17 protein-coding genes and 1 other RNA gene are annotated in these 20,677 nt (G+C 61.5%); 9 read left to right on the forward strand and 9 right to left on the reverse strand.

What is annotated here, in order from left to right:
* Positions 1–64 precede the first annotated feature (64 nt).
* The 4 genes from zipA to ffs all read left to right on the forward strand — a co-directional run bounded on the left by zipA (position 65) and on the right by ffs (position 5,061).
* Entirely contained in the window at positions 65–925 is an 861-nt protein-coding gene (gene zipA / locus AC1DVE_RS02595) for a cell division protein ZipA (protein ID WP_223454905.1), read from the forward strand.
* A gap of 233 nt (positions 926–1,158) precedes the next feature.
* The gene (ligA, locus tag AC1DVE_RS02600) at positions 1,159–3,516 is read left to right on the forward strand and encodes an NAD-dependent DNA ligase LigA (RefSeq protein ID WP_477783704.1); all 2,358 of its coding nucleotides are present in this window, start codon (positions 1,159–1,161) and stop codon (positions 3,514–3,516) included.
* Positions 3,517–3,686: 170 nt separating this feature from the next.
* Positions 3,687–4,853, forward strand: coding sequence for a zinc-binding metallopeptidase family protein (locus AC1DVE_RS02605; RefSeq protein ID WP_223532560.1), 1,167 nt, complete (start codon positions 3,687–3,689; stop codon positions 4,851–4,853).
* Positions 4,854–4,964: 111 nt separating this feature from the next.
* Positions 4,965–5,061, forward strand: an RNA gene (gene ffs, locus AC1DVE_RS02610) — signal recognition particle sRNA small type.
* 60 nt (positions 5,062–5,121) lie between these two features.
* Here the strand turns inward: ffs and AC1DVE_RS02615 are convergent.
* Complete coding sequence (locus AC1DVE_RS02615) at positions 5,122–5,919, reverse strand: substrate-binding periplasmic protein (protein ID WP_223454899.1); 798 nt, start codon at positions 5,917–5,919, stop codon at positions 5,122–5,124.
* 123 nt (positions 5,920–6,042) lie between these two features.
* Here AC1DVE_RS02615 and dnaX point away from each other — a divergent pair, with 123 nt between their 5' ends.
* The 5 genes from dnaX to AC1DVE_RS02640 all read left to right on the forward strand — a co-directional run bounded on the left by dnaX (position 6,043) and on the right by AC1DVE_RS02640 (position 11,786).
* Positions 6,043–8,124, forward strand: a complete 2,082-nt coding sequence (dnaX, locus tag AC1DVE_RS02620; protein ID WP_477783705.1) for a DNA polymerase III subunit gamma/tau — start codon at positions 6,043–6,045, stop codon at positions 8,122–8,124.
* Positions 8,125–8,191: 67 nt separating this feature from the next.
* Positions 8,192–8,530, forward strand: coding sequence for a YbaB/EbfC family nucleoid-associated protein (locus tag AC1DVE_RS02625; RefSeq protein ID WP_007971455.1), 339 nt, complete (start codon positions 8,192–8,194; stop codon positions 8,528–8,530).
* Positions 8,531–8,729: 199 nt separating this feature from the next.
* The gene (locus tag AC1DVE_RS02630) at positions 8,730–9,764 is read left to right on the forward strand and encodes an NADP-dependent oxidoreductase (protein WP_223535014.1); all 1,035 of its coding nucleotides are present in this window, start codon (positions 8,730–8,732) and stop codon (positions 9,762–9,764) included.
* Between the two features lie 79 nt (positions 9,765–9,843).
* Entirely contained in the window at positions 9,844–10,446 is a 603-nt protein-coding gene (gene recR / locus AC1DVE_RS02635; RefSeq protein ID WP_223454894.1) for a recombination mediator RecR, read from the forward strand.
* 191 nt (positions 10,447–10,637) lie between these two features.
* Positions 10,638–11,786 (forward strand): acyl-CoA dehydrogenase family protein, encoded by a 1,149-nt coding sequence (locus tag AC1DVE_RS02640; RefSeq protein WP_223454892.1) that lies wholly within the window; start codon positions 10,638–10,640, stop codon positions 11,784–11,786.
* A gap of 130 nt (positions 11,787–11,916) precedes the next feature.
* On the opposite strand, the gene AC1DVE_RS02645 is transcribed toward AC1DVE_RS02640, so the two are convergent.
* The 8 genes from AC1DVE_RS02645 to ccoG form a co-directional block, all read right to left on the reverse strand.
* Positions 11,917–12,465: an adenine phosphoribosyltransferase gene (locus tag AC1DVE_RS02645; protein ID WP_223454890.1), complete on the reverse strand. Its 549-nt coding sequence runs from the start codon at positions 12,463–12,465 to the stop codon at positions 11,917–11,919.
* 80 nt (positions 12,466–12,545) lie between these two features.
* Positions 12,546–13,280 (reverse strand): fumarate/nitrate reduction transcriptional regulator Fnr, encoded by a 735-nt coding sequence (gene fnr, locus AC1DVE_RS02650; RefSeq protein WP_046041331.1) that lies wholly within the window; start codon positions 13,278–13,280, stop codon positions 12,546–12,548.
* A gap of 93 nt (positions 13,281–13,373) precedes the next feature.
* Positions 13,374–14,756 carry an oxygen-independent coproporphyrinogen III oxidase gene (gene hemN, locus AC1DVE_RS02655; RefSeq protein WP_223535082.1) on the reverse strand — a complete coding sequence of 461 codons (1,383 nt, stop codon included), beginning with the start codon at positions 14,754–14,756 and terminating at the stop codon, positions 13,374–13,376.
* 204 nt (positions 14,757–14,960) lie between these two features.
* Entirely contained in the window at positions 14,961–15,644 is a 684-nt protein-coding gene (locus AC1DVE_RS02660) for a sulfite exporter TauE/SafE family protein (RefSeq protein WP_103394973.1), read from the reverse strand.
* The gene (ccoS, locus tag AC1DVE_RS02665; RefSeq protein ID WP_007971444.1) at positions 15,637–15,855 is read right to left on the reverse strand and encodes a cbb3-type cytochrome oxidase assembly protein CcoS; all 219 of its coding nucleotides are present in this window, start codon (positions 15,853–15,855) and stop codon (positions 15,637–15,639) included. The genes AC1DVE_RS02660 and ccoS overlap by 8 nt, the downstream gene beginning before the upstream one ends.
* Positions 15,856–15,877: 22 nt before the next feature.
* On the reverse strand, positions 15,878–18,328 hold the full coding sequence (locus AC1DVE_RS02670; RefSeq protein WP_477783706.1) for a heavy metal translocating P-type ATPase: 2,451 nt from the start codon (positions 18,326–18,328) through the stop codon (positions 15,878–15,880).
* Between the two features lie 181 nt (positions 18,329–18,509).
* Positions 18,510–19,049: a FixH family protein gene (locus AC1DVE_RS02675; protein ID WP_223454519.1), complete on the reverse strand. Its 540-nt coding sequence runs from the start codon at positions 19,047–19,049 to the stop codon at positions 18,510–18,512.
* An 11-nt stretch (positions 19,050–19,060) separates the two neighbouring features.
* Complete coding sequence (ccoG, locus tag AC1DVE_RS02680) at positions 19,061–20,476, reverse strand: cytochrome c oxidase accessory protein CcoG (RefSeq protein ID WP_223454517.1); 1,416 nt, start codon at positions 20,474–20,476, stop codon at positions 19,061–19,063.
* Positions 20,477–20,677: the final 201 nt, after the last annotated feature.

Raw genomic sequence — 20,677 nt, forward strand, 5'->3', positions numbered from 1 at the left:
TAAAGCGGTTTGCAGGTTGTAAACCCCTTATTTTTCAGCATTTTTTATAGAGGCACGGGATTACATGGAAATCGGTCTGCGCGAGTGGCTGATCGTCATCGGCATTATTGTCATTGCCGGTATTCTTTTCGATGGCTGGCGCCGTATGCGCGGCGGCAAGGGAAAACTGAAGTTCCGTCTTGATCGAAGTCTGTCCAATCTGCCGGACGAGGACAGCAGCACCAGCGCCGAACTGCTGGGCCCGCCGCGCGTGCTGGACACGCATAAAGAGCCGCAACTGGACGAGCACGATCTGCCGTCGGTGAGCATGCCGGCCCGCGAGCCTCGCGAGTCGGGCTCCAAGCGCGGCAAGCGTGGCCACGGCGAGCCTTCCCAGGGCGACATGAACCTCAGCCTGGATCTGGACGGCGGCCCGAGCTTCAGCAGCCGCGACGACGATTTCCCGGATGACACCAAGGCTTCGCCAGCGGTCAACGACAAAGAGCAACCGCAAGCTGAAGAAGTGCTGGTGATCAGCGTGATCTGCCGCGACGCTGCCGGCTTCAAGGGCCCGGCGCTGTTGCAGAACATTCTGGAGAGCGGTTTGCGTTTCGGCGAAATGGACATTTTCCATCGCCACGAAAGCATGGCCGGCAACGGTGAAGTGCTGTTCTCCATGGCCAACGCCGTCAAGCCTGGCGTATTCGACCTGGATGACATCGACCACTTCAGCACTCCGGCGGTGAGCTTCTTCCTGGGTCTGCCAGGCCCTCGCCATCCGAAGCAAGCCTTCGACGTGATGGTGGCAGCGGCGCGTAAATTGTCCCAGGAGCTCAACGGCGAACTGAAGGACGACCAGCGCAGCGTACTGACCGCCCAGACGATCGAGCACTACCGTCAGCGCATCGTGGAATTCGAACGTCGCGCCTTGACCCAGAAGCGCTGATTGAAAAGGTTGGAGCGAGCTCTTGTGGCGAGGGAGCTTGCTCCCGCTGGGCTGCGAAGCAGCCCCAAAACCATCCCCCTCGTTGTGTCAGGTTCAACGCGATTGCAGGATTTACGGCGGCTTCGCCACCGAGCGGGAGCAAGCTCCCTCGCCACAATGGCCATAGCCTTGAGCTACTGTATTTAAAAAATTGAGCAGCCTCGGCTGCTCTTTTGCTTTATGAGAGAACACCCATGACCGCCGCCAAGAACCGTATTTTAGAGCTGCGCGCTGAGCTGGATCAGCACAACTATCGTTACCACGTGCTCGACGAGCCGAGCATTCCGGACGCCGAATACGACCGCTTGTTCAACGAGCTCAAGGCTCTGGAAGCGGCCAATCCCGAACTGATCACCAGCGACTCGCCAACCCAGCGAGTGGGCAGCGCGGCGCTGTCGGCGTTTACTCAGGTGCGTCACGAAGTGCCGATGCTCAGCCTCGGCAACGCCTTCGAAGAAACCGACATGCGTGAGTTCGACCGCCGGGTGACCGAAGGCCTGGACCTGCCGGCCGGCGACCTGTTCGGTGGCGGCGCGACAGTCGAGTACAGCTGTGAACCCAAGCTCGATGGTTTGGCCGTCAGCCTGCTGTATCAGGATGGCGTCCTGGTGCGCGGCGCGACCCGCGGCGATGGCACCACTGGCGAAGACATCAGCGTCAACGTGCGCACCGTGCGCAACATCCCGCTCAAGCTGCACGGTACTGGCTGGCCGGCGACTCTGGAGGTGCGCGGCGAAGTGTTCATGTCCAAGGCCGGTTTCGAGCGGCTCAACGCCACGCAACTGGAAGTCGGCGGCAAGACCTTCGCCAACCCGCGCAACGCAGCGGCGGGCAGTTTGCGTCAGCTGGATTCGAAGATCACCGCCAATCGTCCGCTGGAGTTCTGCTGCTACGGCATCGGCCAGGTGTCGGCGGACATTGCCGATACGCACATCGGCAATTTGCAGCAACTCCAGGCCTGGGGCATGCCGATCAGCCATGAGCTGAAACTGGCGCACGGCATCGCTGAGTGCCTGGATTACTACCGCGACATCGGTGAGCGTCGCAGCGCGCTGCCGTATGAAATCGACGGCGTGGTGTTCAAGGTCAACAGCATTGCCTCCCAGCGCGAACTGGGTTTTCGCGCCCGTGAACCGCGTTGGGCCATCGCCCACAAATTCCCGGCGATGGAAGAACTCACCGAACTGCTCGATGTGGAGTTCCAGGTCGGCCGCACCGGGGCGGTGACGCCGGTGGCGCGTCTGAAACCGGTCAAGGTCGCCGGTGTCACGGTGGCCAACGCCACACTGCATAACATGGATGAAGTGGCACGCCTGGGCCTGATGATCGGCGACACGGTGATCATCCGCCGTGCCGGTGACGTGATTCCGCAAGTGGTGCAAGTGGTCATGGAACGTCGCCCGGAAAACGCCCGGCCGGTACAGATTCCCGAGCAGTGCCCGGTGTGCGGTTCCCATGTCGAGCGCACGCAGCTTATCAAGCGCAGCAAGGGCCGTGAGACGGTCAGCGAAGGCGCGGTGTATCGCTGCGTCGGTCGTCTGGCCTGTGGCGCACAACTCAAGCAGGCGATCATTCACTTCGTTTCCCGTCGTGCCATGGACATCGAAGGCCTGGGTGAGAAGAGCGTTGAGCAACTGGTCGACGAAGGCCTGGTGAGCTCGCCGGCCGATCTGTACGCCCTCACGTTCGAGCAGATCGTCGATCTGGAAGGCTTTGCCGAACTGTCGAGCAAGAACCTGCTCGGCGCCATCGAAGACAGCAAGAAGCCGGGCCTGGCACGGTTCATCTACGCCCTCGGGATTCCCGATGTCGGCGAGGAGACGGCCAAGGTTCTGGCGCGCTCCCTGGGCTCGCTGGAACGGGTGCAACAGGCCTTGCCGCAGGTGCTGACGTACTTGCCGGACGTCGGGCTGGAAGTCGCGTACGAGATCCACAGCTTCTTCGAGGACGCCCATAACCAGCAGGTGATCGCTGATTTGCTCAAACACGGCATGCAGATTCAGGAACAGGGCGAGTTGGGCGCCGAGTTTTCAGCGAGCACCACGCTGGGTGGTTTCCTCGACAAGCTGCATATCCCGTTGGTTGGGCCGGGCGGGGCGCAGAAACTGGCGGACAAATTCGGCTCGCTGCAGGCGGTGATCGGTGCTGACTGGCTGGATATGCGCCAGGCGCTGCCGGAAAAACAGGCCAATTCGGTTCGCGATTTTTTTGCGGACGAACAAAATCGCCAGCGTTCGATCACTGCTGAGGCGCAACTGGCTGATTTCGGCATGCATTGGCAGAGCGAGAAGAAGGTCGTCGAAGGCTTGCCGCTGGCCGGGCAGACCTGGGTGCTGACCGGCTCGCTGGAGCTGATGAGCCGCGATATCGCCAAGGACAAACTCGAAAGCCTTGGGGCCAAGGTAGCGGGCTCTGTGTCGGCCAAGACCCATTGCGTGGTCGCAGGGCCCGGTGCCGGTTCGAAGTTGACCAAGGCCAATGAGCTGGGGCTGAAGGTGCTGGATGAAGAGGCGTTTGTGGTGTTCCTGAAGGATCACAACATCCCGATCTAGCCGGAGAACCTGTGGCGAGGGAGCTTGCTCCCGCTGGAGCGCGAAGCGGTCCCTATAGTTCTGGCGCCTGCTACGCAGGCGAACGGGAGCAAGCTCCCTCACCACAAAAAAGCGGAACGATGTGCGAGCAAGAATGATCTAGTCTCTGCAAGCCTCAGGGAGAGATCGCCATGTACCCGTTCTTCGAGCAGCTCAGCTCGCGCATCGCCGCGCCGTTCATGGGCGAAAGCTCGCGCAACAGCAAGGTCTGGCACTGTCGTTGCGGGCAGTCCCTGTTCTTTCGCAACAGCCAGTGCCTGGCCTGTTCGGCGGCGTTGGGTTATCAGCCGGAGCAGAGTCGCCTGTCTGCGCTGCAACCGGGTGTGCAAGCGGGCACCTGGCAGCTTGATGTCGATCCGGGGGCTGGCCTGTTTCGACGCTGCGCCAACCTCGACTCCCCGGCGGCCTGTAATTGGTTGCTGCCTGCCAATGACCATGACGTCTTGTGCATTGCCTGCAGCCTCAATCGCACCATTCCTGACCTGTCGTTAGACGACAACCACGAGCGCTGGCGCAAGGTGGAAACCGCCAAACGGCGTCTGGTCGCGCAATTGCTCAGCCTGGGGTTGCAGGTAATTCCCAAGACCGTCGATGAAGAGATAGGCCTTGCCTTCGATTTCATCGGCGTGGACCTTGACGGAAAAACACCGACCACCGGCCATGCGAACGGCTTGATCACCCTCGATATCAAGGAGGCGGACGATGCCCACCGCGAACAGGTACGGGTGCAAATGCACGAACCCTATCGCACGTTGCTCGGGCATTTTCGTCACGAAGTCGGGCACTACTACTGGGACCAATTGATCGCCAATAGCCAATGGCTTGAGCCTTTTCGCGGATTGTTTGGCGATGAGCGCATCAGTTATGCCGACTCCCTCGAACAGCATTATCAACAAGGCGCGCCGCTCGACTGGCAGCAGCACTACGTCAGCGCCTACGCCACCATGCACCCGTGGGAAGACTGGGCTGAAACCTGGGCGCATTACCTGCACATGATGGATGCGGTGGATACCGCACTGGGCTTTGGCATGAGTGCCCGGGAAATGGACTTCGACTATCAGCCGTTTCCGTTGGATACCCTCTACGATCCACAGCGCCCCGGCGGCGCGGCGTTCCTGTCGTTCGTCAACGCCTGGATCGAACTGGCTGGCATGCTCAATGAGCTATCACGCAGCATGGGGCAGCCGGATTTCTATCCGTTCGTCCTGCCGCCAGCCGTCATTGCCAAGCTGCACTTTATCCATCTGGTGATTCAGCAGGAGGGCGGCAGGGCGCATGAGGTGCTTGAGGCGCAATAGCAAGTGCTTGAACCCCCTCATATTTTTAATCCGAAACCAACGGTTGTAACTTCGCCTCAGATAGGTACAATGGCGCGGCTCGCCGACAGGTGAGCGTCGTTATGGTGACCCCATCGGTCCCCCCGCAACGATCAACCGTGAACCCGGTCAGGCCTGGAAGGGAGCAGCCGCAGCGGTGACATTGTGTGCCGGGGTGTGGCTGGTGGGGTTACCACCTTAACGCCACGCGAGTGTTCTCTCGCGTTATCTTTCTGAAATCAGACTTTCGCTAGCTGCCAGGATCTTGTCCGGGGTGGTTTTTTGTCGTTTCCGATTTATCCACAGCCGCAGGCTCGCCACCGATATACAGCCGGACAATCTGATCGATCTCCCCGGACATCTTCATCCGAACCAGGGTGCGCAGAATGCGCTGCACCGGCACTTGCGGGTCGTTGCGCACGTAGCAGCCGACATTCTGCTCCTGCAGCACCGACACGCTGTGCAGTTGTTGCTCTGGCAGCAGGCGCTGATTGAACCAGTTCAGGCTCCATTGATTACTGACGGCATAGCGATTGCGGCCGGCCAGGAGTTTTTCCAGCACTTGTTCCTGATTGCGTGCGTCGTCGCGATACAGTTGGCCGGCGTCGAACAGCGGCTGCAGGGTCGGGTAGCTGTAACCCAGCACGGTGCCAATGGACTGTTGCGGCAAGTCGGCGGGTTTGACTGCGGTGGACGGTGCTTGCCGGGTGATCAACACGTCAGGTTGGGTGAAGAGCGGGATGCTCCAGAGATAATCGCCAGACTGATTGGGCAGCCACGATTGCGCGGCATAACAGCGGACATCGACCTCGCCTTGCTCCATGGCGTTTTGCACTCGTGCGCGGGGCAATACATGGAATTCGGCCGGCACGCCGACCTGGGTCGCGAGACTGAGCATCACGTCATACAGGATGCCCTGGGTCGGTTTACCCTGTTCAAGCTGCACCATGGGCATGCTCCAGCTGTCGGTTATCACGAAGCGCAGCGGTGCTTGCGCAGCCACGCTGTCCAGGCTGATCAACAGCAATGCCCCCAAGGCCAGCCGCATAAACACTCCGTTAAAAGCCCCCGATGTGCAGCTTGGCCAGAATACACGAGCGCACCGGATGCAATTTGTCCCTTGCTCCGCTAGCATTAGCCGCTTCTGCTTCCTTCGCTGCGACGGTTTTCGATGAGTTATCAGGTTCTTGCACGTAAATGGCGTCCGCGCTCGTTCCGCGAAATGGTCGGCCAGACCCATGTGCTCAAGGCTCTGATCAATGCCTTGGACAGCCAGCGGCTGCACCACGCCTACCTCTTTACCGGTACCCGTGGGGTCGGCAAGACCACCATCGCGCGGATCATTGCCAAATGCCTTAACTGCGAGACAGGTATCACTTCGACCCCCTGTGGCGAGTGTTCGGTGTGCCGCGAAATCGATGAAGGCCGCTTTGTCGACCTGATCGAGATCGACGCCGCGAGCCGCACCAAGGTCGAAGACACCCGCGAATTGCTCGACAACGTGCAGTACGCCCCGAGCCGCGGGCGCTTCAAGGTCTACCTGATCGACGAAGTGCACATGCTCTCCAGCCATTCCTTCAACGCACTGCTCAAAACCCTCGAAGAGCCGCCACCCTACGTCAAGTTCATCCTGGCGACCACTGATCCGCAGAAACTTCCGGCAACAATTCTGTCGCGGTGCCTGCAGTTCTCCCTGAAGAACATGACGCCAGAAAGGGTAGTCGAGCACTTGACCCACGTGTTGGGTGTCGAGAACGTGCCGTTCGAAGACGATGCACTGTGGTTGCTGGGGCGTGCCGCCGACGGGTCGATGCGTGACGCCATGAGCCTGACCGACCAGGCGATTGCCTTCGGAGAGGGCAAGGTCATGGCCGCCGACGTGCGGGCGATGCTCGGGACCCTCGATCACGGGCAGGTCTACGACGTCCTGCATGCGCTGATCGAAGGCGATGCCAAGGCGTTGCTCGAAGCCGTCCGCCACCTGGCCGAACAAGGCCCGGATTGGAACGGCGTGCTTTCGGAAATTCTCAATGTGCTGCACCGCGTCGCCATCGCCCAGGCCTTGCCGGAAGGTGTCGATAACGGTCACGGCGACCGTGATCGCGTGCTGGCACTGGCCCAGGCGTTGCCGGCCGAAGACGTGCAGTTCTACTACCAGATGGGCCTGATCGGCCGCCGCGACCTGCCGCTGGCGCCGGATCCCCGGGGCGGATTTGAAATGGTGTTGCTGCGGATGCTGGCGTTCCGGCCCGCAGACACCGCGGACGCCCCGAGGCAACCGCTAAAGCCAGTGGGGATCAGCCAGGCCACAGTTGATTCCGCAAACTCAGTGGCTGCCGCGCCGGTGGTTGTGCCGGTAGTCGCTGCGGCCGTTGCTCCGGTAGCAGCCGCGCCAGTGGCGGCTCCAGCGCCTGCACCGGAACCGGTTGCGCCGGTCGTTGTGCCAGAACCTGCGCCTGTGCCTGTGGTTGAAGCGGTCGTAGTCGAAGAGGTTGTCGACCTGCCGTGGAATGACCCGGTCGAGCCAGCGCCCGTTCAGCAACCGGCAGTGGAGCCGCTGCTGGAAACCGCCAGCGAACAACCCGAATTACCACCGATGCCGTTGCCGACGCCGGACAGCGTGGTGCCGGACGCCCCGGAGTGGGCCGCCGCGCCGATCCCGGAACCATCGGTGGCCGACGTCGATGCCGCGACGCCGGGCATGGACCTGGACGACGAGCCGCCGCTGGACGAGGATTACATCGAGCCGGACATGGATTCGGCCTACAGTTACCTCGACGAGCTGGCCAGCGAGCATGCCGCCGACCCGGCTCCGGAGCCCGAGCCTGAGCCCGCAGCGATGCCGGCCACCGGTCTGGCCCTGCAATGGCTGGAGCTGTTCCCGAAATTGCCGATCTCCGGCATGACCGGCAGCATCGCCGCCAACTGCACGCTGATCGCGGTGGATGGCGACAATTGGCTGATGCACCTGGACCCGGCCCACAGTGCCTTGTTCAACGCCACTCAACAGCGTCGCCTCAACGATGCGCTGAACCAGTATCACCAGCGCACGCTGACCCTGAGCATCGAGTTGATCAAGCCCGAGCAGGAAACCCCGGCGCAAGCGGCTTCGCGCCGCCGCGCCAACCGTCAGCGCGAGGCGGAGGAATCGATCCACGGTGATCCGTTCATCCAGCAAATGATGCAGCAGTTCGGTGCGGTGGTCCGTAACGATACTATTGAACCTGTCGACGCCCTGGTCACTCAGGGCTAATAACTGAAGGCGCCCGGCCGCATGGGCCGGGCGCTGTTTTAATCCAAGTACTTTTGAGGTGATTACCATGATGAAAGGTGGCATGGCCGGCCTGATGAAGCAGGCGCAGCAGATGCAGGAAAAAATGGCCAAGATGCAGGAAGAGCTGGCCAACGCCGAAGTCACCGGTAAGGCCGGTGGCGATATGGTCACCGTGGTGATGACCGGTCGTCATGACGTCAAGAGCGTGACCATCGACCCGAGCCTGGTTGAAGGTATGAGCGAAGACGACAAGGAAATGCTGGAAGCGGTCATCGCATCCGCGGTCAACGATGCCGTGCGCAAGATCGAAGCCAACAGCCAGGACAAAATGGGCAGCATGACTGCCGGCATGCAACTGCCGCCGGGCATGAAACTGCCATTCTGATTCGCCTTCAGGCGGCAGATGAGTTACAAAAATGCCAGGCATAGCGCCTGGCATTTTTGTTTCTGGCTGACAGGGATGCGGTGCCTGTGAAGTCGCGAAGAATTCACCCCGGTGTAACTGAAAACACATCGAACGCCATACCGCCACAAAGGTCTGCTCCCTATATCACCGAACCCCATCGATCACAGGAGACGCTGCCATGTCCGACCCCATGACCCTCAATCAACGCATTGTCCTGGCTTCTCGCCCGGTAGGCGCGCCAACGCCGGAAAACTTCCGCATGGAGCGGGTGGCGCTGCCGGACCTGGCCGACGGTCAGGTGCTGCTCAAGACCGTTTTCCTGTCGCTGGACCCCTACATGCGCGGACGCATGAGTGACGCACCTTCCTACGCCGCGCCGGTGGAAATCGGCGAAGTCATGACCGGGGGCGCTGTCAGCCGGGTCGAGCGGTCGCTCAATCCGAAGTTTCAGGAAGGTGATCTGGTGGTCGGTGCCACCGGTTGGCAAAGCCACAGCATCAATGACGGTCGCAGCATCATCCCGGTGCCGTCGGGGTTGCCAAGTGCGTCGATGGCCCTCGGGGTGCTGGGGATGCCGGGCATGACTGCGTACATGGGCCTGATGGACATCGGCCAGCCAAAGGCCGGCGAAACCCTGGTGGTTGCAGCGGCGTCCGGGGCGGTGGGCTCGGTGGTCGGCCAGGTGGCGAAGATCAAGGGCCTGCACGTGGTCGGTGTGGCGGGTGGTGCGAACAAGTGCCGCTATGTCGTCGAAGAACTGGGCTTCGATGCCTGCATCGACCACAGGAGCCCGGATTTTGCCGATGAACTGGCCAAGGCCTGTGGCAAGGGGGTCGACATCTACTACGAAAACGTCGGCGGCAAGGTATTCGACGCCGTGGTGCCATTGCTCAATTCCAAGGCGCGGATTCCACTCTGCGGCCTGATTGCCTCTTATAACGCCTATGAAGCGCCGAGCGGCCCGGATCGCCTGCCGCTGTTGCAGCGCACCCTGTTGACCAAGCGGGTGCGCATCCAGGGCTTCATCGTGTTCGATGACTATGGCGATCGCCAGCCGGAATTCCTCAGTGCCATGGCGCCCTGGGTACGCGATGGCAAGGTGAAGTTCCGCGAAGACGTGGTCGATGGCCTGGAACAGGCGCCTGATGCGTTCATCGGCATGCTGGAAGGGCGCAACTTCGGCAAGCTGGTGGTTCGGGTTTCCCGGGACTGAGTAATTGACGCTGCAATTTGACGCTCAACCGAGGCGCGGGTATAAACCGCGTCTCGTTGTTTTGTCGGACTTTTCCACCATGAGCTTCAGCCCTTTGATTCGCCAACTGATCGACGCCCTGCGAATTCTGCCCGGCGTGGGTCAGAAAACCGCCCAGCGCATGGCGTTGCAGTTGCTCGAACGCGACCGCAGCGGCGGCTCGCGACTGGCGCTGGCCCTGAGCCAGGCCATGGAAGGGGTCGGTCACTGCCGCTTGTGCCGTACGCTGACGGAAGATGATCTTTGCCCGCAATGCGCCGATACCCGTCGCGACGACACCTTGCTCTGCGTGGTGGAAGGCCCGATGGACGTCTATGCGGTGGAGCAGACCGGTTTTCGCGGGCGCTATTTCGTGCTCAAGGGGCATCTGTCGCCGCTCGACGGCTTGGGGCCGGAAGCCATCGGCATTCCCCAGTTGATGGCGCGGATCGAAGAGGCCGGCACATTCGCCGAAGTCATCCTGGCCACCAACCCGACCGTGGAAGGTGAAGCCACAGCGCACTACATCGCCCAATTGCTCAGCAACAAAGGCCTGATCGCCTCGCGCATCGCCCACGGCGTACCACTGGGTGGTGAGCTGGAACTGGTGGATGGCGGGACGCTGGCGCATTCGTTTGCCGGGCGTAAGCCGATTTCGCTCTGAGTCTTGTGGTGTCTTGACTGACGCCTTCGCGAGCAAGCCCGCTCCCACAATGTGACCTGTATTCGCAGATCAACTGTGGGAGCGGGCTTGCTCGCGAAAGGCGCACCTCGATCTATCGAGTTCACACAATCCTGTTGAAAACCAAGCAAGCGCTCGGTTAACTTCACTGACCCCTTCAGTGGAGCTCGCCGATGTCTGCCTTTCAGGAATACTTCGACCCCAGCCACCAATTGGTCCGCGACAGCGTCAGACGTTTCGTCGAACGCGAGATTCTTCCTGATATCGAGCAGTGGGAAGAAGCCGAAAGCTTTCCTCGCGAGCTCTATCTCAAGGCCGGCGCGGCGGGGATTCTCGGCATCGGTTATCCGGAAGCTTACGGAGGCAGCCATGAAGGGGATCTGTTCGCCAAGGTTGCCGCCAGTGAAGAGTTGATGCGCTGCGGCTCAGGCGGGTTGGTTGCCGGCCTGGGGTCGCTGGATATCGGCCTGCCGCCCATTCTCAAGTGGGCCCGCCCCGAAGTGCGCGATCGTGTACTGCCCCAGGTGCTGTCGGGCGAGAAGATCAGCGCCCTGGCCATCACCGAGCCTGGCGGCGGCTCCGACGTCGCCAACCTGCAAACCCGTGCCGTGCGCGACGGCGATTTCTACCGGGTCAGTGGCAGCAAGACCTTTATTACCAGCGGCGTGCGCGCGGATTTCCATACCGTCGCGGTGCGAACGGGCGAACCGGGTTTCGCCGGCATCAGCCTGTTACTGATCGAGAAGGGCACGCCCGGTTTCACCGTAGGACGGCAGCTGAAGAAAATGGGCTGGTGGGCGTCAGATACCGCTGAACTGTTCTTCGATGATTGCCGAGTGCCCGCAGGCAATCTGATCGGTGCCGAGAACATGGGCTTTGCCTGCATCATGGGCAATTTCCAGAGCGAACGCCTGGCCCTGGCGTTGATGGCCAACATGACCGCACAGCTTGCGCTGGAAGAGAGCCTGAAATGGGCGCGCCAGCGCGAAGCCTTTGGCAAACCGATCGGCAAGTTTCAGGTGATCAAGCACCGCCTCGCCGAGATGGCGACCGCGCTGGAAGTGTCCCGGGAATTCACTTACCGCCAGGCGGCGAAGATGGCGGCGGGGCAGAGCGTGATCAAGGAAATCTCCATGGCCAAGAATTTTGCGACGGATACCGCAGACCGGATCGTGACCGATGCGGTGCAGATACTCGGTGGGCTGGGTTATATGCGCGAGAGTCTGGTGGAGCGGCTGTACCGCGACAACCGGATCCTGTCGATTGGCGGCGGGACGCGGGAAGTGATGAACGAGATCATCAGCAAGCAGATGGGGCTTTGAGTTTGGCGGTGTAGCGGCTGACGCCTTCGCGAGCAAGCCCGCTCCCACAGTGAATTGCATTCTTCCTGACAGAACGCAGTCAAATGTGGGAGCGGGCTTGCTCGCGAATGGCGTCAGTACAGGCGCCAGATTACTTGTCGCTCAACGCAAACTGCGTCAGGCAAAACGTAGGAATGCCCATGTCTTCCAGGCGCTGCGATCCACCCAGCTCCGGCAGATCGATGATCGCCGCCGCTTCATGCACCCGCGCGCCCATGCGACGGATCAGGTTTGCGGCGGCAATCAGGGTGCCGCCGGTAGCGATCAGGTCATCGAACATCACCACCGAATCCCCTTCGCACAGGCTGTCGGCGTGCACTTCCAGGAAGGCTTCGCCGTATTCGGTCGCATAGCCCTCGGCCAACACTTCAGCCGGCAGTTTGCCTTGCTTGCGGAACAGCACCAGCGGCTTGTTCAGCTGATAGGCCAGTACCGAACCGATCAGGAAACCACGGGCGTCCATCGCGCCGATGTGGGTGAAGTCAGCCTCGACGTAACGGTGGGCGAAGCTGTCCATCACCAGGTGCAGGGCCGTGGGCGACTGGAACAGCGGGGTGATGTCGCGAAAGATCACACCCGGTTTCGGGAAGTCGATGACAGGGCGGATGAGGGATTTGATGTCGAAGGAGTCGAAGACCATCGTCGTGGTGTCCTGGCAGGGCTGCAATCAACGAAGTATAACGGCGGCTGAACCGTTTCGCTCAGCCGCAACGTTTTGTTTCAGCCTTCCAGCGAGCCACCGGCCAGGGCGCACAGCTGGATCGGGTCGATAATCCGGATTTCCTTGCCTTCTGCCGCAATCAGTTCGTTTTGCTGGAAGCGGGTAAAGACGCGGGACACGGTTTCCACCGCCAGGCCAAGGTAGTTGCCGATTTCGTTGCGCGACATGCTCAGGCGGAACTGATTGGCGGAAAAACCCCGGGCGCGGAAACGTGCCGAGAGGTTGACCAGGAAGGTGGCGATGCGTTCGTCGGCGGTCTTTTTCGACAACAGCAGCATCATCTGCTGGTCGTCACGGATTTCGCGACTCATCACCCGCATCAGCTGACGGCGCAACTGCGGCAATTGCAGGGCCAGTTCGTCGAGGCGTTCGAAAGGAATTTCACACACCGAGGTGGTTTCCAGGGCTTGTGCCGACACCGGGTGCTTTTCGGTGTCCATGCCCGACAGGCCGACCAGCTCGCTGGGCAGGTGGAAACCGGTGAGCTGTTCTTCACCGGTGTCGCTCAGGCTGAAGGTCTTGAGGGCGCCAGAACGGACTGCGTAGACAGAATCGAAGGTATCGCCCTGGCGAAACAGAAATTCGCCTTTTTTCAGCGGCCGGCCGCGTTTGACGATTTCGTCCAGCGCATCCATGTCTTCCAGATTCAACGAAAGTGGCAGGCAAAGAGGGGCCAGGCTGCAATCCTTGCAATGGGCTTGATTATGAGCGCGCAGTTTTACTGGCTCGGACATTTCTTCAATCCTTGTGGGAATTCACACATAAGACGTAAGGGTAACTCACCCGAGGACATTGAGGCCAGCTTGTGGCGCTTTTGTCGCAGCGCACTAGATCACCCGTGAAAACCGTTGCCGGTTGTGTTGTTCCAGGTATGCGTCGAACACCATGCACACCGAGCGCACCAGCAGCCGCCCGGCGGGCAGGATGGTGATTCTGTCGCGATCGAGTTCGATCAGCCCGTCTTTGGCCATGTCTTGCAGTTGGGGCCAGAGATCGCCGAAATAGCCTTGGAAATCGATGTTGAAGGCCTGTTCGATGTCGGAAAATTCCAGGCTGAAGCTGCAGATCAATTGCTGGATGACTGCGCGCCGCAAACGGTCGTCCGCGTTGCACAGCAGGCCGCGGCTGGTGGCCAGTTGTGACGTGGCAAGGACGTTCTGATACTCGGTCAGGTCGCTGCTGTTCTGGCAGTACAGGTCGCCGATCTGGCTGATTGCCGACACGCCGAGGCCGATCAGATCGCAATGACCGTGGGTGGTGTAGCCCTGGAAATTGCGTTGCAGGGTCGACTCTTCCTGGGCAATCGCCAGCTCATCGTCGGGCAGGGCGAAGTGGTCCATGCCGATGTAGCGGTAGCCGGCGCTCATCAGTTGCTCGATGGTGCGCTGGAGCATTTCCAGCTTCTGCGCGGGCGTCGGCAGTTCATTGCTGTTGATGCGCCGCTGCGGCATGAAGCGTTCCGGCAAGTGGGCGTAGTTGAACACCGATAACCTGTCCGGTTGCAGGTTGATGACCTCTTCGACGGTGCGGGCGAAGTTCTCCGGCGTCTGTCTCGGCAGGCCGTAGATCAGGTCGATGTTGATCGAGCGAAACTGCAAGGTGCGGGCGGCGTCGATCACCGCGCGGGTTTCTTCCAGGCTTTGCAGGCGATTGACTGCACGCTGAACCGCCGGGTCGAGGTCTTGCAGGCCGATGCTGACCCGATTGAAGCCCAGTTCGCGCAGCAGGCCCATGGTCGACCAATCGGCCTCGCGCGGGTCGATCTCGATGCCGTAGTCGCCAGAGTCGTCGTCCAGCAAATTGAAGCATTTGCGCAAATGCGCCATCAGTTGGCGCAGTTCGTCGTGGCTGAGAAAGGTCGGTGTGCCGCCACCGAAGTGCAGTTGTTCGACTTTTTGCGTGGGGTCGAGGTGGCAGGCGATCAACTGGATCTCCTGTTCCAGGCGCTGCAAATACGGCTGCGCCCGCCCGCGATCCTTGGTGATGACCTTGTTGCAGGCGCAGTAATAGCAAATGTTCGCGCAGAACGGCACGTGCACGTACAACGACAACGGGCGTTGGGCCTTGCGGCTGTCGCGCAGGGCATGAAACAGGTCGAAGGTGCCGACCTGGCTGTTGAATTGCACGGCGGTCGGGTACGAGGTGTAGCGTGGTCCCGCCAGGTCATAGCGGCGGATCAGATCGGTGTCCCAACGAATGGCGTCGAGCATCATGCGGGCATTCCCCGGATAGGCTGGCAATGTCAGCCACTTTATGCGAGGGCGGGGTGGGGCATCTTGATTTGCATCAAGGGTGGTTGTTGGCATTGATGGGTTTTTGTGGCGAGGGAGCTTGCTCCCGCTGGACTGCGCAGCAGGCCCATCTCTTTTGGGGCGCCTCGCGCCCCAACGGGAGCAAGCTCCCTCGCCACAATGTCAGTGCCCCATGAGCCAATGCTGATGCGGCCCCGGCAAGGTCCAGATGCCGAACAGCATCACCAGCAATCCGCCCGCCATGCGCACGCTGCGTTTGCGCAACAGTGCGGTGATGCGCTCGGCGGCAAGGCCTGTCGCCAGCAGCACCGGCCAGGTGCCGAGCCCGAACGCGAGCATCAACAATGCGCTGTCCAGCGCGTTGCCCTGGCTGGCCGACCATAGCAAGGTGCTGTAGACCAGGCCGCACGGCAGCCAGCCCCAGAGCGCGCCCAACAGCAGCGCGCGCGGCACGCTCGACACCGGCAGCAACCGGTTGGCGACTGGCTGGATATGCCGCCACAGGCCGCGACCGAGGCTTTCGATACGGGTCAGGCCGCTCCACCAGCCGGCCAGGTACAGGCCCATGGCAATCAACAGCAAGCCGGCGAGGATGCGCAGGAACATCGCCGCCGGGCTGCTGGCCACGGCCCAGCCGGCCAGGCCGATCAGCAGTCCGGCGCAGGCATAGCTCAGAATCCGGCCCAGGTTGTAGGCCAGCAGCAGGCGAAAGCGCCGGCTGCGTTGTTCCTTGGGAATCGCCAGGGTCAGCGCGCCCATCAAGCCGCCGCACATGCCCAGGCAATGGCCGCCGCCGAGCAAGCCGAGGATCACCGCAGACACCAGCAGTGGCGCCAATTCAAGCATGGGGCGGGGCCTTGTCTTGCGGCTTGGCCGGTTGGCCGCTGGCCTCATCGACGGCGGCGGTGTGGTTCGGGTCCTGGTCGTCGAACAGGATGCTGTGGGCCGGGCCGTCGAGGTCGTCGTACTGACCGCTGTCCACCGCCCAGAAGAAGATATAGACGGCGATGGCCACGATCAGCAGCGCAGCGGGAATCATCACGTAAAGAGCTGGCATCTGGACTCCATGCCCGCGCGGCTCAGGCCGGCAGCGGGCGGGTTTCTGGCGTGGCGCAGAGGGCGGGCGCGCTCGGCATGCGAGTCAGGCGCAGCGCGTTCAACACCACGGTCAACGAACTGATCGACATGCCCACCGCCGCCCAGACCGGAGTGATCCAGCCGAAGGCGGCGAAGGGCAACATGAGGCCATTGTACAACCCGGCCCACAGAAGGTTCTCGATAATGACCCGTCGGGTGCGCCGCGCCAGGCTGAAGGCTTGCACCAGCGCGTCGAGGCGGTTGGACAGCAGCACGGCGTCGGCACTGGTTTTCGCCAGGTCGGTGGCCGAGCCCATGGCGACGCTGATATCCGCAGCCGCCAGCACCGGCACATCGTTGACCCCGTCCCCCAGCATCAACACCTTGCGACCTTCTTTGTGCAGCTGTTGCAGGACTTGCAGTTTATCGTCCGGACGCAAGCCGCCACGGGCTTCATCGATGCCCAGTTCCGCCGCCACGCTGGCGACCATCGGCGAGCTGTCGCCGGACAACAACAGCGTGCGCCAGCCCCGCGCCTTGCACACGGCCAGCAGCGCGGGCGCATCGGCCCGCAAGCGATCATCGAGGACGAGCCAGGCCAGTGGTCCCTGGCTGTCGCCGAGCAGCAGCCATTGGCCGGCTTCTTCGGGCATCGACGGCATCACGGCGCCGCTGAGTTCGCAGACGAAACGCGGTTGGCCGATGCGCAGGCGTCGCCCTTCAACCAGCCCCTCCAGGCCAAGGCCCGGTGTGCTGTGAACTTCTTCGGCAGCCATTGGCGCACGACCGAAAGCGCGGGCGATCGGATGTTCGGAGCGGTTTTCCAGGGCGGCGGCGAGGCCCAGGCATTGATCGCTGTCGAGCGCGCCGAGGGGGCGGATTGAGCGCAGCGCCAGGCGACCTTCGGTGAGGGTGCCGGTCTTGTCGAAAATAACTGTGTCGATCTGGTTCAGGCCTTCCAGCACGTGACCACGGGTCAGCAACAGACCGAGTTTGTGCAGTGTGCCGGTGGCCGCAGTGAGGGCGGTCGGCGTCGCCAGCGACAAGGCGCACGGGCAGGTCGCCACCAGCATCGCCAGCACGATCCAGAATGCCCGCGATGAGTCCACTTCCCACCACAGCAGGCCAATGGCCGCAGCAGCAATCAACGACAACAGCAGGAACCATTGCGCGGCGCGGTCGGCGATTTCCGCCAGGCGCGGTTTTTCGGCCTGGGCACGATCGAGCAGGCGAACGATGGCCGAGAGGCGAGTGTCCTGGCCCAAGGCCTGGACCTCGACGGTCAGTGCGCCTTCGACGTTCATTGTGCCGGCGGTGACCGCGTCGCCAAGGGTGCGGGGTTGCGGCAGGTATTCGCCGGTCAGCAGCGACTCGTCGACACTCGACTGGCCGTCGAGGATCTTGCCGTCAGCCGGGAGAATGGCGCCCGGATGAACCAGAACCTGATCGCCGACACGCAGTTCACTGAGCAGAATGCGTTCGCTCTGGCCATCGGCAGTCAATCGCAGGCACGAGGCGGGCAACAGATTCACCAGCTGCGCGGTAGCGGCGGCAGTGCGCTCGCGGGCGCGGCGTTCCAGATAACGCCCTGCCAGCAGGAACAGGGCAAACATGCCGACGGCATCGAAATACAGTTCGCCGACCCCGGTGATCGACGTCCAGATCCCGGCGACGTAGGCACTGCCAATGGCCAGTGACACGGAAACGTCCATGGTCAGGTGGCGGGTGCGCAGATCGCGCATGGCGCCTTTGAAGAACGGCGCGCAGCTGTAGAACACAATCGGGGTGGTGAGGAACAGCGCGACCCAGCGCAGGATGGTGTGCAGTTCAGGGCTGAGGTCGATGTTGAATTCAGGCCAGGTGGCCATGGTTGCCATCATCGCCTGGAACCACAGCAACCCGGCCACGCCGAGCTGGCGCAGGGCCAGGCGGTTTTCGCTGGCCAGTTGTTCGCTGGCGCGGTCGGCCTGGTACGGGTGTGCGGCGTAACCGATGTGGCGCAGCTCGCTGAGGACCTGGCTCAGCGGCAATTGCCCATCGGCCCAGCGTACGTGCAGGCGATGGTTGGACAGGTTCAGGCGCGCTTCGACTACGGCAGGCAAAGTGCGCAGGTGTTTTTCGATCAGCCAGCCGCAAGCCGCGCAGCTGATGCCTTCCATCAACAGTGTGGTTTCGGCGAGTTCGCCTTCGTGGCGAACGAAGGGTTGCTGCACATCGGCGCGGTCGTACAGCGCCAGTTCATCCACCAATTGCACCGGCAGCGCTTCGGGGTTGGCCGAGGCTTCGCTGCGGTGCTGGTAATAGCTTTCCAGACCGCCGGCGACAATGGCCTCAGCCACGGCCTGGCAACCCGGGCAGCAGAATTCGCGGGGTTGCCCGAGGACCGCAGCGGTGAAGCGGCTGCCGGCCGGGACGGGCAGGGCGCAGTGGTAGCAGGGGAGTGGGGTGGTCATTTCTGTAGCCATGAAAGCCTTTGTGGCGAGGGAGCTTGTCGGATCGCCGCATCGTCCCGCTCGGCTGCGAAGCAGTCGTAGTGCTGCGGACTCGCTGTACCTGAAAGAACTGAGTTGCAGATTTTAGGGGTGCTGCGCACCCCAGCGGGAGCAAGCTCCCTCGCCACATTCGATGGCATTTTTACTTCTTCAGGTCTTCGGCACCTTGCAGCGGTTCGTCACCCAGCAGCAGATCCTTGTCATGGCTGACCAGTTCCTCTTCGAACATGCGCCAGATGTGCTCGTCCTGAGTGCCAAGCAACTCGACAAAGCGCCGGCCTTCGATCTTGTCGCTCAACTGGCCGATGTAGCGGCCCTGTTCGGTTTCGCTGCGGGTCAGGGTGATCTTGCGATCCTTTTCCGGCTGGGTCGGCGAGATCAGGTTCAGCTCCAGGGTCCCGGGCTGGCTGTCGCCGCTCAGGCGCAGGTCAACCTCGCCGGTCATGCCATCGAGATGAACGCTGGCGCGCATTTTCAGGGTCTGGGCCAGCAGCTCACGGTCGAGGGAGCGGTTGATGCCTTTGCCGGCCTCGTAGTAGTTGTCGTTGACCAGGTTGTCCGGGTTCTTCACCGCGATGGTCACCATGGACAAGGTCAGGGTCACCGAGCAGGCCAGGATCCCGATGATGATCCACGGCCAGAGGTGCTTGTACCAGGGACTAGCGGCAGTTGCTGCGGGCATGTTCAGTTCTCTCAACGAATTTGTGGGCCGATGAACCGGCTCTTGGCTTCAATGTGGACGCTGTCGTCATCGGCGTCCTTGAGGATGAATTTCACCTCGTTGGTGCTCGACGGCAGTTTTTCCGGTGCGACGGAGAGCTCGGCAGGCTGGCTGATGATCTCGCCGGCCGCGACCTTGATCTCGCGTCGACCCTGCAATTTGAGATCCGGCAGGCCGGAGGCTTCGAGCAGGTAGGTATGGTCGCGCTGGTCCTTGTTCATGATTTTCAGGCTGTAGACGTTTTCGATCCGGCCTTCGGCGTTCTCGCGGTACAGCACGCGGTCCTTGCTGACATCGAAGCCCACCAGCGCACGCATGAAGAATGCAGTCACCAGCAAGCTGATCATCGCCAGCAGCACAATGGCATAGCCAATCAGGCGCGGGCGCAGTTTATGGGTTTTCTGCCCGGACAGGTTGTGCTCGGTGGTGTAGCTGATCAGCCCGCGCGGGTATTCCATCTTGTCCATGATGGCGTCGCAGGCATCGATGCAGGCGGCGCAACCGATGCATTCGATTTGCAGGCCGTCGCGGATGTCGATACCGGTCGGACAGACCTGGACGCACATGGTGCAGTCGATGCAGTCGCCCAGGCCCTGAGCCTTGTAGTCGATGCCTTTTTTACGCGGGCCACGGCCTTCGCCACGGCGCGGGTCGTAGGAAACGATCAGGGTGTCCTTGTCGAACATCACGCTCTGGAAGCGCGCGTACGGGCACATGTAGATGCACACCTGTTCACGCAGCCAGCCGGCATTGCCGTAAGTGGCGAGGGTGAAGAAGCCGACCCAGAAGTACGACCAGCCATCCGCCTGGCCGGTGAAGAAGTCGAACACCAGTTCGCGGATCGGCGAGAAGTAGCCGACGAAAGTCATGCCGGTGACGAAACCGATCAACAGCCACATGGTGTGCTTGCTGAGTTTGCGCAGGAACTTGTTGGCGCTCATTGGCGCCTTGTCGAGCTTGATGCGTTGGTTGCGGTCACCTTCGGTGACTTTTTCGCACCACATGAAGATCCAGGTCCAGACGCTTTGCGGGCAGGTATAGCCGCACCAGACCCGTCCGGCGTACACCGTGATGAAGAACAGGCCGAACGCGGCGATGATCAACATGCCGGACAGCAGAATGAAATCCTGGGGCCAGAAGGTGGCGCCGAAAATGAAGAACTTGCGCTCCGGCACGTTCCACCACACGGCCTGATGACCGCCCCAGTTCAGCCACACCGTGCCGAAATACAGCAGGAACAACAGGGCTCCGCCGGTCATCCGCAGATTGCGAAACAGGCCGGTGAAGGCGCGGGTGTAGATTTTTTCCCTGGAGGCGTAGAGGTCGACGCTGTTGTTTGCGTTCTTGGCGGGTGGAGTGACGTCGTGTACCGGAATCTGGTTGCTCATCATTGCATCCCACGGCAGTGGAAAAGTGCCTCGGTCAGTACGTGCCGACCGCGGTCAAAAAGGGGTGTTGCAGTGGCGCAATGATACGCCTGTCGCTCTAGTCCAAGGGTGCGACCTTTGGTCACGTTTGGCAAAATCATTTGATGGTGTAATGACTTGAATCAATTGACTTGGAAATTATGGACGACTTTTCGGTGTGAG

This window comes from Pseudomonas sp. P4_B4, assembly GCF_056402255.1.